19 protein-coding genes are annotated in these 13,182 nt (G+C 56.2%); all 19 read left to right on the top strand.

Annotated features, from left to right (window positions below):
• Positions 1-8: 8 nt before the first annotated feature.
• The 19 genes from QEH52_RS01710 (at position 9) to QEH52_RS01800 (ending at position 13,182) form a co-directional block, all read left to right on the top strand.
• Complete coding sequence (locus QEH52_RS01710; RefSeq protein WP_308948216.1) at positions 9-302, top strand: hypothetical protein; 294 nt, start codon at positions 9-11, stop codon at positions 300-302.
• Positions 299-1,921: a phage portal protein gene (locus QEH52_RS01715; RefSeq protein ID WP_308948217.1), complete on the top strand. Its 1,623-nt coding sequence runs from the start codon at positions 299-301 to the stop codon at positions 1,919-1,921. The genes QEH52_RS01710 and QEH52_RS01715 overlap by 4 nt, the downstream gene beginning before the upstream one ends.
• Entirely contained in the window at positions 1,918-2,838 is a 921-nt protein-coding gene (locus tag QEH52_RS01720; protein WP_308948219.1) for a S49 family peptidase, read from the top strand. Before QEH52_RS01715 ends, QEH52_RS01720 begins: the two co-directional genes overlap by 4 nt.
• A gap of 55 nt (positions 2,839-2,893) precedes the next feature.
• Positions 2,894-3,487: a hypothetical protein gene (locus QEH52_RS01725; RefSeq protein WP_308948220.1), complete on the top strand. Its 594-nt coding sequence runs from the start codon at positions 2,894-2,896 to the stop codon at positions 3,485-3,487.
• Positions 3,488-3,547: 60 nt separating this feature from the next.
• Positions 3,548-4,456, top strand: a complete 909-nt coding sequence (locus QEH52_RS01730; protein ID WP_308948222.1) for a major capsid protein — start codon at positions 3,548-3,550, stop codon at positions 4,454-4,456.
• 59 nt (positions 4,457-4,515) lie between these two features.
• Positions 4,516-4,920 (top strand): hypothetical protein, encoded by a 405-nt coding sequence (locus tag QEH52_RS01735; protein ID WP_308948223.1) that lies wholly within the window; start codon positions 4,516-4,518, stop codon positions 4,918-4,920.
• Between the two features lie 96 nt (positions 4,921-5,016).
• Entirely contained in the window at positions 5,017-5,355 is a 339-nt protein-coding gene (locus QEH52_RS01740) for a hypothetical protein (protein WP_308948224.1), read from the top strand.
• An 11-nt stretch (positions 5,356-5,366) separates the two neighbouring features.
• Positions 5,367-6,167, top strand: a complete 801-nt coding sequence (locus tag QEH52_RS01745) for a hypothetical protein (RefSeq protein WP_308948225.1) — start codon at positions 5,367-5,369, stop codon at positions 6,165-6,167.
• 330 nt (positions 6,168-6,497) lie between these two features.
• Entirely contained in the window at positions 6,498-6,785 is a 288-nt protein-coding gene (locus QEH52_RS01750) for a ubiquitination-like system serine protease family protein (protein WP_308948226.1), read from the top strand.
• A 485-nt stretch (positions 6,786-7,270) separates the two neighbouring features.
• Positions 7,271-7,507, top strand: a complete 237-nt coding sequence (locus QEH52_RS01755; RefSeq protein WP_308948227.1) for a hypothetical protein — start codon at positions 7,271-7,273, stop codon at positions 7,505-7,507.
• 164 nt (positions 7,508-7,671) lie between these two features.
• A complete protein-coding gene (locus QEH52_RS01760; protein ID WP_308948229.1) occupies positions 7,672-7,836 on the top strand; it encodes a hypothetical protein in 165 nt (54 codons plus the stop codon).
• A complete protein-coding gene (locus QEH52_RS01765; RefSeq protein WP_308948230.1) occupies positions 7,833-8,009 on the top strand; it encodes a helix-turn-helix transcriptional regulator in 177 nt (58 codons plus the stop codon). Before QEH52_RS01760 ends, QEH52_RS01765 begins: the two co-directional genes overlap by 4 nt.
• A 71-nt stretch (positions 8,010-8,080) precedes the next feature.
• Positions 8,081-8,452 carry a hypothetical protein gene (locus QEH52_RS01770; RefSeq protein ID WP_308948232.1) on the top strand — a complete coding sequence of 124 codons (372 nt, stop codon included), beginning with the start codon at positions 8,081-8,083 and terminating at the stop codon, positions 8,450-8,452.
• A 25-nt stretch (positions 8,453-8,477) separates the two neighbouring features.
• Entirely contained in the window at positions 8,478-9,446 is a 969-nt protein-coding gene (locus tag QEH52_RS01775; RefSeq protein ID WP_308948233.1) for a tyrosine-type recombinase/integrase, read from the top strand.
• A 40-nt stretch (positions 9,447-9,486) separates the two neighbouring features.
• On the top strand, positions 9,487-10,005 hold the full coding sequence (locus QEH52_RS01780) for a hypothetical protein (protein WP_308948234.1): 519 nt from the start codon (positions 9,487-9,489) through the stop codon (positions 10,003-10,005).
• A 68-nt stretch (positions 10,006-10,073) separates the two neighbouring features.
• Positions 10,074-10,442 (top strand): hypothetical protein, encoded by a 369-nt coding sequence (locus tag QEH52_RS01785; protein ID WP_308948236.1) that lies wholly within the window; start codon positions 10,074-10,076, stop codon positions 10,440-10,442.
• A gap of 33 nt (positions 10,443-10,475) precedes the next feature.
• On the top strand, positions 10,476-11,135 hold the full coding sequence (locus tag QEH52_RS01790) for a hypothetical protein (protein WP_308948238.1): 660 nt from the start codon (positions 10,476-10,478) through the stop codon (positions 11,133-11,135).
• Positions 11,136-11,157: 22 nt separating this feature from the next.
• Positions 11,158-12,465 carry a hypothetical protein gene (locus QEH52_RS01795; RefSeq protein WP_308948239.1) on the top strand — a complete coding sequence of 436 codons (1,308 nt, stop codon included), beginning with the start codon at positions 11,158-11,160 and terminating at the stop codon, positions 12,463-12,465.
• A gap of 24 nt (positions 12,466-12,489) precedes the next feature.
• On the top strand, positions 12,490-13,182 hold the full coding sequence (locus tag QEH52_RS01800) for a hypothetical protein (protein ID WP_308948240.1): 693 nt from the start codon (positions 12,490-12,492) through the stop codon (positions 13,180-13,182).

Consider the following 13,182-nt stretch of genomic DNA (forward strand, 5'->3'; position numbering starts at 1 on the left):
CGGTCGGCATGCCTTCGGACTTTGATAGACTTGCCACTGTTAAGCAGTATTTGCGACGTAAATTTGATGCAGCGCAGCTGCGCGCTAAAGCGGATGATATTTTTGATTTAGCGACTGAGGAGGTGACGATCACCTCGCAGGGTTTTGAGGGGGGCACGTCTGCGGGGCAGATTAGTTTCCCTAAGATTTTGCTGCTGCAGGCGATCGAGGAGCTGATCGCGGAAAAGGATCCTGATAATACGCCGTCGGCGCCTGGTGGATCGATTCACCCTGATTTCTCTCAACGTAGTATTTCGACATGAGTAAAGCCCTTGATAAAATTATTGAACGCGGCAGTGGTGGTGCTGCTGCTGAACCTGATTTGAATGCGTCGGCTGCGGATATGCCGGCTGCGGCTATCGGCGGTAGTGGCGGTGGTTTTGCTGGTGCGGATGCGAGCTCGCAACAGCGGGGCATGATCTATTTCCCGCAGCTGGATACGCGTAAGGAGATTAACCCTACGAATCGTAAGGAGCTGCTGCGCCGCTCTCGCTGGATGTATGCGAATCTGGGTGTGGTGCGCCGTGCGTATAATGGGGTCTCTCGGATGATCGTGGGCACGGGATTGATCCCTGAGCCGATCACGGAGGATAAGGAATGGAATGAGTTGTCTCTCGCTGCATTCCAACGGCGGACGGGACAGGCGAATGTTTTTGACCTGGCACAAAAGTATAATTTCGCGCGCTCGCAGCGTGCGGTGGTGTGCTGTAAAAAGAAGGATGGCGACATTGGTGTGGCGCTGACTAATTCGACTACGGGTCGGGCGCGGTTTGGATTTTATGAGGCGCACCAGATCGGCACGTCGAAGTATGGCGCGTTTGGGAATCAGTTTGATACGACTGGCTGGTATGATGGGGTGTATGTGGATCGCTTTAATGCGGCTCAGAAATACCGCATACTTGGAGATAATGAGGGGGAGCATGCGGATATACCGGCACGGGATTTTATCCATGTGTGCGATTTTGAGCGCCCCGGCCAGCGGCGTGGGATGACGGCTCTGGCTCATGCGGCCAACAATCTACTGGATGTTACCGAGATCCAGAGTTTTATCAAGATGGGGATCAAGCAGGCGAATCGTGTAGGCTACTATATCGCGGACAAGGGCACGCCTCAATCGAGCTCGGGTATCGGTGGGCAGATCGCTGGGGCGCTCTCGCAGATCACTGATGCATCGGGTAATAAGATCAACATCGAGAGTATCTACGGGCAGGGCGGTGAGATACCGAATGTGCCGGCGGGTAAGGAGCTTCGGCTGCTCTCGGATTCGCGGCCGCATCCGAATACGCTGGGCTTCATGGATTACTTGATCCGGGATGTGGCGTGGGGCTTGGGGATTGGTCCGGAGCTGCTTTGGAATATCGCTACGCTGGGCGGTGCGAATACTCGTTTTGTGCTGGCGGATGCTCAGGGATTTATCGAGGAGGAGCAGCAGCAGCTGATCGATCAATATTGCCAGCGTGTATACGTATATACGATCGCTAAGGAGATTAAGGCGGGCACGCTGCGGCCGTGTAAGGATCCTGATTGGATGTTTAAGTGCGGCTGGATTACGCCTGCTCGGGTGACGGTGGACTTTGGCCGCGATGGCACGCTCCACCTGAAGCAGATGCAAAGCGGCATGCTGACTTTTAAGCAGTTTTACGGCTGGAAGGGGCAAGCCTGGAAGAAGCAGATCGAGCAATGGATCGATGAGCGGGCCTACATGAGAGACTACGCGCTGCGCGAGCATGGTATGTCGATGCCGGAGCTATTTTCGACGCTGCCTAGCCAGCCGGATACGGACGCTGAGGAGCCTGCCTCGGATGCGTCTGCGGATGATGAGGCGGCGGCATCGTCCGCACGTGCGGACGATTTTGTTAATCCTACTGATCAAATATTATGAGTTATCCACGAATCTTTGAGCGGGTCTACATGAGCCCCCTTTGTATCCACCCTACGCGCTTTGCGAGTATTCACGCTTTTTTGCTGCCTCGGATGTTGGGGCAGCAGCCGCTGGAGATGCCGACTGTGGAGCAGCCGGTGCAGCAGCCGCAGGCGGGGCAGGTGCGCCCGAATCGTAGTATGTTTAGCGGGCGTCGTCGCCAGAAGGCGGGGCCTGCTTATCTTGGCAATGGTCAATACGACTCTCGATTCTACGATGAGCCTCGCGAGGGTGTGGCGAGTATCCCGCTCTATGGTGCGGTGGCTAAGAATCTGAGCGCGTGGGAGGAATCTTGCGGCGGTGGCACGGACATTAATGCGTTTGAGATGGCCTTGCGGCAGGCTCGGGCGGCGAATGATATCCATACGATTGTGCTGGATATCGATAGCCCGGGGGGATCGGCTACGGGGATCGCGGAGCTTGGCTCGCTGATCCGGAGTGTGGCGGCTGAGAAAACGGTCTACGCCTACACCGACTCGACGATGTGCAGCGCGGCCTATTGGCTGGGCTCGCAGGCGGCGGAGCTGTATGTGTCGGGCTCGGCTACGGTGGGCAGTATCGGCACGTATATCGCGTGGCTGGACCCGTCGATTAAGATGGAGATGGAGGGCATCGCGCTGCGCTTGTATGCCGAGGGCGAGCATAAGGGCATGGGCCTACCTGGTCGGCCGATGAGCGAGGCGGACGAGCAGCACCTGCGCGATACGGTGCGCGAGATCAACGACAGCTTTACGGGGGCCGTGACTGATGCGCGTCCAGGTGTCGAGGAGAGCACCATGCAGGGGCAGAGCTTTACGGGCCGCCGTGCGGTGGATCTGGGGCTGGCTGATGCGATTGTGCCGAGTTTTGAGGAGCTGCTCGACCTGATCGACTCCTAGCCGTTTTTGACAGTTTCCAATCGTTTTAAATTGATCACTTAACCAATTCGCAGATATGCCCGATAAAACTAAAAAACCGACTCTTATGCAGCGCCTATCTGGTGCGGCGAAGGCCATTGAAAAAAAGGATGCTGAGCTGGCTCGCATCACCGCACTGGCTGAAGCAGCCGGTATTAATATTTCGAATACAGAGCCCTCCGGCGAACCTGCCGCCTCTGCTGATCAGCCGCCTGCGGCTGCTGCGGAGACTCCGGCTGAACCTGCCGAGGGTGCCACTTCTACTGCGGCCGATGCTGCGGACCCTGCGGACCCTGCTGCGGCCGATGCTGATCCTGCGGCCAGTGCTGACTTGACTGCACTGCAGAGCGAGTTGGCCAGCACTCAGAGCGAGCTGGCGACTGCGAAGGCGGCGCTTGCGACGGCTCAGGGTGATCTGACTGCGGCACGTGCTGAGGTCGACACGCTCAAGGCTGCGGCTAAGAGTGCTGAGACTCGTGCGACTGAGATCCTTGCCGAGGCTGGCTTTGCCGCTGAGGAGCTGCCGGCTCCATCGAGCGATGAGGGTAAGTCGAGCGAGGGTCTGTCTGGCCGCGATCGTTTTAAAGCCGGTCTCTCTGAATCCAAACCTGAAATCTTTCGCAACAACTAAGCGCTTCGCTTAGCGACTCGAAACAAATCCTAATCAATAAAATTCAATCCATAAAATATTATGCCTGATATCACACTACTTGACGTAGCGAAGCGCACCGGTAACGACCAAGTGGTCGGCCTTATCGAGGAGTCGCTCGCTTTCGCGCCGGAAATGCAAACGCTGCCGATCCGACTTCGCCCCGGGACATCTTACACGACGCTCAAGCGCACTGCTTTCGGTGGTGGCGGGTTCCGTGATGCGAATAAGGGCACGGCTCGCATTAAGAGCACCTATGATAAGGTGACTGTGCAGATGTATTATTTCGACGCTCAGATGCAGATCGATGAGCAGCTGGTATCGGCTGATCCTGATTTGCTAATTGATGAGGGGGTCGGCGCTGTTCGCGGATCTATGATCAATCTTGGTCAGCAAATCTTCTCTGGTCGCGCTAAGGACTCCAAGGGATTTGATGGTTTCAAAAATCAAGTGGCCTCTGAGATGATCGTCGATGCGCAAGGCACTGGCAACACTGAGACCGTTTATTTTGTGGTCGAGGGCGTGCAAGGCGTGCACGTGCCGATGAACGAAAACACCTTGTTGGAGCTCGGTGAGTGGATGAAACAGATGGTCAACGATTCTGATGGTAATCCATTTAAGGCATGGGTGAACAACCTTAGCGCATGGCTCGGCCTCCAGCTGGGGCACAAGTATGCTGTGGGTGCGATCAAGAACATCACCACAGCAAAGCCTCTCACTGATGCGCTTGGTGCTGAGTTGCTCGCTAAGTTCCCCACGGGCATGGTGCCGACTCATTGCTTTATGAGCCGTCATAGTAAGTATTTGCTGCAAAATAGCCGTTCGTCTGTCGGTGCGACTAAGACAAACTCTGCTGGTGACAGCTTCGCGCCGACTCCTACGCTGCTCGCTGATGTGCCGATCGTCACCACTGACAGCATTGTGCAAGTCACGCCTGTTTCCTGGTCCTAATCGGATTAGACAGTATCCACATCACGAATACATAAATTAACCCGAGAGGAACACATATCATGAGCATTCGAAATCGCCGCGACGCCACTTTTCTTACGTCGCTTACACTCCCTGCAGCTGGATCCAATGACGACTCTGCGTCGATCGATTTGGAGAGCGCTGCACCTGGCACGGTCGCTGAGTCGATCGAGCTGGAGATCGCCATCGATGATCTGCCGAATTTGGCCGACGATAAAAACGCTACGGTCGTAGTTTATGACTCTGCCGATGATAGCACTTTTGCTGAGGTCGAGGCATTGGCCAGCGTAATCGTGACTGGTGCCGGCGGTGCCGGCGCGGCTGGCAAGACGGTTGACCTTAAGCTGCCTAGCAGCATCCGCCGCTACATCCGAATTAATGGTGCTGTGGATGCGGATGGTGGGGATAACACCGCCGCCGCTGTGACGATGGATTTACTCTTTTAGGCCCTCACCTAATAGTCACGCATCCGTGTAAGCCCCGATAGCATCCCTCGCTATCGGGGCTTTTTGCGTCTATAGATTGACATGTGCGTGTTCTCTATGAATCCAGAACGTATCCGATCCTTTTCGCTGCGCCGCACGCAGCTGCAGCAGCAGATTTATGGCCGCACGGTGACGCTCAATGGCGAGCGTGCTGTGCATGCGACTGTGGGGCCGGTGACGCATCGGCATAAGTTGGAGATTGGCGGTTTTTTGCCTGAGGTGGATACGCTGATCCGTATCTCGCGGGCGCATCTGTGCGATTTGGTGGATCCGGATGAGGCTGTCGGCTGGCAGATCGTAGATAGTCGCACGCCGGATAAGGTCTATATCGTGGAGGAGGTAAAGGATGATCCGCTCGACGTGGAGGTGATCTTTGGCTGCCGTGCGGATGGGTAGGGCGTATGAGGGTGACGATTGATAGATCTAAGCTCGATCGCGATGTGCGCGATACGAATCGTCGGCTGGCGCGATATGCTCAGTTTTCGGGCCGAGGGATCGCTGTGGAGGTGCGCAACTCTGCGCGTCGGCTGAGCGCGAATTTTGCTTACCGCACGCAGCCGTTTGGTAATAGTGAGGCGGCGCATAATCAGGGTATGGTGGCGGTGCAGCGCGATGTGTATCGCGTGTTTGCGACCCCGGGCATGCTCTACGATGAGGTTAAGGCGCGGGCGGGGGCGAACTCTCCGATATTGGATTATTTTTGGCGATCGGCTAAGGCAGGTAATGCGCGGGCGGTGCGTAAGATTTTGAAGGATTTGGGCATCGATATGCCGGTGGCGCAGACGCCTAAGCGGGCGCTGCATAAATCGGCTCGTAACTCTCGGGGGCGAGTATCGTCGACCCAGCGGCCTGCGCAGCTGGTGCTGGGCGGCAAGGGGGGCGACTCGCTCAAGCGCTACGTGAGTAAAATCCAGAAGCGTGTGGGCTGGGCTGCCTCTGGCTGGTCGGCGTGTGCGGCGCAGCTGGGTAGCACGCGCGGCATTGTGAAATGGAAAAAGCGTGGCAAGCGTGGCCCGGGCTATGTGCTGAGCACGGGGGGCACTCGTCGGCCTACGCACTACCTGGTCAACACAGCGAGCTATGCGAGTGCAGTGCTACCTGTGGGTGAGCAGCGTAAGGCGGTGCGGCGTGAGGAGCGGACGCTGCGACAACAAACGGAGATTGCGCTGCGTAAGTCTGCGAAAAAAGCGCGGCTGCGGGTGTCTTGATTAGACACTTTTTGAGTCTGTATGAGGGATACAGAATTAAAAAGTGAGAGTGCTGCGGCTGGTTCGGTTCCCCATGTCCCGCAGGCGATGCCGGGAACTAGGAGGATGGCCACGGGCGATGGGTTTAATTTCGATCACGCAATGATGCTACCATGTGCGGCGATCGGATTCATCGCGCAAAAAATACTAAAATGGACAATTGGTGGGATTGTCGTCGGGTGGGAAATTGCTCGGCACGGAAAACCAACAAAACCGAACTCTAAGAGCTGACATGGAGCGAGGCACGAGCGGAATTGCTCAGTCTCGACATGTTCTAAAACGACAATACTTATGATTACGCAAACACGAAAACTAGACGGTAAAACGTTCCTGAAGATCCAGCCCCACGGATACGCTCGACCTATCGAGCTGCCAGTGATCCAGTCTGGAAACCGAGACGCGGCGAATGCGTGGACATGGAACGGATCGGAAGATAAGCCGACACTGCGACCGAGCATTAAGACAGATCACGGAGACGGCACGATGACTCACGTCTGGCTTAATGATGGGATGTGCCAGCATCTCGCCGACTCAACAGACGGCCATGCGGGGAAGACACTCCCGTTGATTCAATTTTAGAACTCTAAGAGTAGTCGATCCGTGAGCGGTAGCGAAACGGATTGACTAGCTCGACTGGTTATATTCCCGACATGCCAATACGACCCGAAAACAAAGCACGCTATCCGAAAGATTGGAAACTTCGGAGCCGCTTCGTGCGCTTCCATCGAGCCAAGAATCGATGTGAGTGGTGCGGGGCAGTGAACTATGAGCCGCATCCGATCACGGGAAGCAAGGTAGTGCTTACGACTGCTCATGTATATGATGATCGACCAGAAGCGAGCGACCTTCTGAATCTCGCGGCACTCTGCCAAAAGTGCCACAATGCCCATGATGCTAAAGATCGCCTGCGGCGTAAGCAGGAGCGGATTCAACGAGAAGCAGGGCAACTTCAATTAATATAACTCTAAGAGCACACATGGAATGGAGGGAACGAAGTATGAGTGAACGTAATGGAATTGATGTGTCTCGCCTGGTTAGGTCTTTCGAGGACTTTAAGCAGCAATATGAAAGGGACGGATACCCCGATGGAGTGCACTGGAAATGCCCAGCATGTGGAGAATACTGGAATGATGATGATTCTCCGCCTGTCGGGGGCCTTGAGCAGTGGCAAGGCTATGCGCACGATACTGGCGGTAGCGGCTGGGCATGCGTTAAGTGCGACTGCGGAAATCACTACGCGATGGATACTTCGACCTAACTCTAAGAGTAGTCGATCCGTGAGCGGTAGCGAAATGGATTGACTAGCTCGACTGGTTCGAGGGTGCGAATCTGGCCAAATCTCCCGCCAACAAAAAAAAGTGACAAAAACTCACATTTAGGGCTTGCAATTAAGTGATGATATGTCACATTCATAGTCAAGCTAAGGGATGAGCCCGAGGCGCAAAATAAACGGAAAGCGAAATTAATGAAATACCTAAAATACAAAATGACATCAAACGAAACTAGCGGCCTAAAGCGTGAATTTACAAACAAGGCTGAAGCCCTAAGTGCGGCTCGCACACAAGTTAAGGCTGGGTGGTCGGCTAAGGTAACAGACATGACGACTAAAACTGTCATCTTCGATAAATGAGTCCGGTCGAATACAAAGCGAACCGTGAACAGCTCCGCCTAACTCAGGCGGGGCTTGCCTCGCGCTTGGGTGTCACGAGGGAAACTGTCGTGCGTCGTGAGCGCGGAGAATCGCGAATTACGGATGAGGCTGCGCTTGCGATTCTGCATCTGCTTTCTGCCTCGAACACCTAACTCTGGCATGGAGTGAGGCACGAACGGAATTGTCCAGCAGTGCTTGGTTCACTCTCGTCGAAAACACTATTATGATAAAACGACCATTAAACTCTCAATTCTCCGACCACGTAAAAAGCGGTCGAAAGTTCACAACAATTCGCGATAAACCGTGGCCTACAGATAGACCGATAATGCTCTATAATTGGTCGGGGCTGCCGTATCGTTCTAAGCATGTAGATGTCGCTCCGATAAAAGTATCGGGATTCTGGACGATCCACATAACGCGAACGGACAATGACAAAATGGGCTATGGCTATGGGATGGAATGCGGGATACCGCTTTGGAAAACCGAAGGCTTTGAATCGAAGGAAGCGATGGATGCTTGGTTTCGTCCGCTTGTAAAAAAGAACGCGACGATCACCAAGACGCTGATGCGATTCTCTTTAGTGAACACTAATTAGAACTCAACCATTAGATATTAAAATCATGACAGCTAAAGAAATTGAGGGAAAAGTGATCGCTCGGCTGCGATTGCAGCATAAGGCGTATAAGACGGAGCAATCGTATCTAGGTTGGATTCGGCGCTATAATTCTTGGCTGTGTGAACAGCGGCCGGCGGGTGCATCGGCTGAGAAGATGGGCGCGTTTCTCACGTATTTGGCGCAGGTTGAGGAGGTGGCCGCCTCGACTCAGAATCAGGCGTTTAATGCTATTTTGTATATGTATCGCACGCTGGGTGTGGAGCTCGGAGAGGTGAAGTCTCTGCGGGCCAAGCCGGGGCAGTTTGAGCGGCATGCGCCGTCGATGGGCGAGATTAAGGCGGTGCGCGATCGGCTGCGCGATGCGAATGGCTATCCGGTGCGGCTGTTGTTCGATCTGCTCTATGGTTGTGGCCTGCGGGTATCGGAGCCGCTGGGCCTGCGAGTCAAGGATGTGCGGATGGATCGGCGCGAGTTGATCATCCGCCAGGCTAAGGGCGGTAAAGATCGAGTGGTTAAGGTCCCGCCCTCTCTCTATACTTGCCTGCAGCTGCAGATACAGTCCGCACGCTTGGTTTTCGAGCGGGACTCGGCAGACGGTGTGCCGGTGCAAGTGCCCTCGGCTCTGGGGCGGCGCTCTCGGTCGCTCTGCCGGCAGTGGGGTTGGATGTTTGTTTTTCCCGGGCATGTGCCGGTGGCGCATCCGAGGTCGGGTGAGGTGGTGCGGTTTAGCCTGCATCCTGGTAATATCCAACGGGAGGTTAAGCGCGCGTGCACTGCGGCGGAGTTGGCTGTGCCGTTTACGCCGCACCATTTACGGCATGCGTATGCGACGCATTGCCTCGATTCGGGGGCTAATGTGCATGATGTGAGCGAGTGCCTCGGGCATGCCTCTTTGGAGACGACAAAGCTATATTTGCATGCGCAGGTGGATCGTGTGCAGAGCCCCCTGGAGCGACTGGCCAGCGTGGCCTAGACCAGCACTGCGGCGCTCGGTATGACATGCTCTGCGGGGCATGACTCCATCGCGAAAAATCGAGAAGGCGCTGTGCGCTGATGTGTTGACCGTGGCTAACATCCCTGAGCTGTCGTTATTGCAGCGGGGGTCGGTGCTCAATGTGTATCCGGGCCTAAACTACGAGACGAAGCATCTGCCGCGTATGCAGGTGGCTATGCCGGATGTGTCGCCGGCACCGGGCTTTGAGGGTGTGCCGGATGCTCGGGAGTATGTGGGCGATCTGTATATCGCTGTGCTGTCCGATGCGCAGCGCGCGGACGATGCGGTGTGCGATGCCTACGATGGATTGATCGGTGCCGTGCAGGCGCTGTTTGAAGGCAGTCGCTCGGATATCAGCCTGGCAGGCCTGCTTAACTATCCGGAGTCGGGCCCGGATGAGCGCACGGTAAAAGAGCTGTATATCTATCAGGCGCGGTTCGAGGGCGAGTCGCAGGATCACCTCGAGCGGGGCGTGTGGCAGGTGCTGCTGCACTACCAGGTGGAGTTTACGGTGCACGATGGCCAGCCGGCTGAGTAGTGCGGTTTTTGACAGGTGAGGATCTGCGTATCCACACACACGATCATTTAACCACTTTAAAAAAAATCATGGCTGAAAAACAATACGGCACCGCTCATATATTTGGCATCGATGCGAATGTCACTAATCTGACGATCACTGCAGTCGACCTCGAGAAGAATTTTAACCTCGATCAGAAGACCACGGACCAGCTGGGCGTGACGATCGAGAACCGCATGGACGATCGCATGATCACCGGCACCATCACTGCATTTGTTAAGTCGGGCTATACGTTTCCGGCGCAGGGTGATTTGATCACTCTCGCAGATATGAAAGACTCCGATCATGATAAGCAGTATTGCATCAAACGCGTAGGCGGTGCCGAAAAAGCGGGCGATAAGTATGTGCTCACGCTCACTCTGGAGTGGCATGAGGGCATTACCTATAGCTCTGAGTAAGTTTGTTAGTTAGTTGGTTGTTTGTTAAAAAAAATGCAAGACAGTGCATTCACGGAGGCGGTGTTCCGCGCACATCATAGGGTGTGTGGGCGCCGCCTCCGTCCGTTTTGCGCCGCGTATGCCGCCGCGCTGGAGGGCGTGGGCTCGCCGCTCATGTCGCTGGCAGAGGGTGCGATCATCACGCCGGAGGATTTGCTCTACGCGCTGGAGATCTGCAGCTCTGTGGTGGCTCGCGATACGATGATGCCTGCGGCTGTCATGGCTCCGCACAGTCGCTGGCTGGATCTCTATCGTCGGGTAGTGTGGCGCTTCCGTCCGGCTCGTTTTCGTGCCGCGCTGGAGCAGTGGCTACGCTACTATGAGGACGATGTGAGCATGCCGCAGCTCATGGAGCGCTGCGACTCCGATGAGGCGGGCGATCATAGCCGGGCCGGTGGCGGCACTACGGGGCCGCTGCAGTTAGCCCGCGTGTGCAGCCTGCTCAAGCAGTATCCATCGATCTCGGAGTATCGCGCATGGACGATGCCCTATGGCTATGCCGCGTGGCTGGATGCCCAGGGGCGGGAGCTCGATGGCGGCTCACAGTTTTGGTCGGCTGAGCGGGATGCTGAGGTCGAGGCGCAGCTAGCGGCGGCCGAGGCTAAGGGCCGTGAGTTGCTGGCCGAGCGTAAACGCCGCCAGCGGCGCGCTTAATTGACAACGCAGGCTCGCCTATATGGCAGGCATCAAGATACCAGTAGGCACAGATAACACGGGGCTCACTGCCGGCGTGGCGGCGGCTCAGAAAAAGCTGACCAGCTTTAAGGGCTACGCGATCAGCACCTTTGCGGCGATTGGCGCGGCGAGCGGGCTTAAGGCTATGTTCACCGGCATCGCTGAAAAGATGGACCGTATCGGCAAGGTCGCGCGCGGTGGGCTGGGCGTGGAGTTTTTGCAGAAACTGTATCGCGGCTCCGAGCTGGCGGGCACCTCATTTGAGTCGTCGGTTAAGGCGATCCGCATGTTTGTGAAGGAGATCCGCAGCGCGGATGGTCCTACGGCTGAGATTGCGGCTATGTTGCGCGCATTGGGCCTCTCGCTCGAGGACCTCGAAAAGCTCGATGCCGAGCAGCTGTTTGTGACTATCTCGAGCTCCATCGGTAATCTGGCCGATGAGACAGATCAGACTGCCGCCGTGACTGGCCTGCTCGGCACTCGCTATGCGGACCTGCTGCCGCTCATACAGGACATCGCGCACCGCGGGCTGCCCGATATGGCTACGGCGAGTGCGGACACGATTGATGAGATCCAGGACATGAATGATAGCCTCACGATCTTGGGGGATGAGATGTCGACTCGATTTGCCCCGTTGCTCAGTTTTATCGCTAAGCTCCTGCGCAGTTTTCTCGCGTATCTGGGTCTAGTCGGTGAGGGCTGGGGCACCGTGATGTCGCTAGTGATCGGCACAGCGGGGCGGCTTAAGCAGGTGCTGGAGGGCGTGTTTGAGCTGGATCGCAATAAGATCCGGACCGCGCTCGATGGTGCGCGCGAGGAGCTGGCGTATTTTGTCGCCGATGTTAAAAAGACCATCGGCGAGGGGATCACCGATATAAAGGCGCCCTGGCAGGATCGGCCGACCGTGCAGACTACAGGTGATGGACAGCTCGGGCCAGTCACCGACCCCGATGATGTGATCGGCGATGAGGGCCGCGCCGCGATCGAAGCGTATAACAGCCAGGCGCGCGATCGGCAACAGGCGCGCGTCGACGCCCGTGAGCAATCATTTATCGACCAAGCCACACCGCTGGCCGAGCGCTATAAGGAGCTGCGGGAGTCGATGCAGGACCGGCAGGCCGCGTTTAACGATCCGGCCTCGATCACCGCATCCAGTATGCGCCGCATCGGTGGCGGTGGCGGCGTGGCCGCGCCCAATGAGGAGCGCATTCTGCGCGTAAATGAGCAGCAGCTCGCCGAAATGAAGGCCCTGCGGCAGGCCGTGATCGCGCTCGGGCTCAAGACCGGTGTGAGCGTCCCATTTAATTAAGCCCAATCAGAGAGAGAGTAGATAATGGTTAGATATGGTAGTATAAATGCCGGTGTGGCGATCTTACAGCCCGGTGCGAGCTGGTCGATCGAGGACACCGGAGTCACCCGCCGCTATGAGTCCTATCGCTGTAATAGTGGCGATCTATTTAGCCTCATGCCCAGCCGAGGCACCGCGCACCCCATATACCCCGGGCTCACCGTCAAGCGTGCGCAGCCGCAGGATTTAGAGCTCGGGTTGTGCGAGTATGCACTCGAGTATAGCGGCGTGAGCGGCATCGATCCGATCAGCTCAGCCTCTCCGGAGCTGCCAGAGCCTGTGTATTCGCTCAGTCGCTCGCAGGGCACGGAGCCGATCACCACCCATCCAAATTGGGATGATATCGTTGACGCCGCGGGCGCAGCCAACGTGAAGTATGATGACAATGGTATTTTTCTCGGATTCGGCAAAGACTCGGACGATGCGAGCCTAGTAGGTGTTACCGATTATATCAGTTTTGGCGCAGTATTTACCAAGCGCTATGTGAGCTACGGACGCCCTGATCTCTCCGGCGTCGGATCTATTGATACGCCTCCACCTCAGGCACCGACTGTAGGTAGTGGATTTAACTGGCTCAAGGTCGATGCCAGCTACGAGCAGGAGGGCTATGTATACTCCGTAAATGAGGCATGGATGCTCTCCGCCCGAGGCGGTTGGAATGCGGCGATCTACGGATAA

The sequence above is a fragment of the Thalassobacterium maritimum genome (assembly GCF_031127805.1).
GTDB classification, from domain to species: domain Bacteria; phylum Verrucomicrobiota; class Verrucomicrobiia; order Opitutales; family Coraliomargaritaceae; genus Thalassobacterium; species Thalassobacterium maritimum.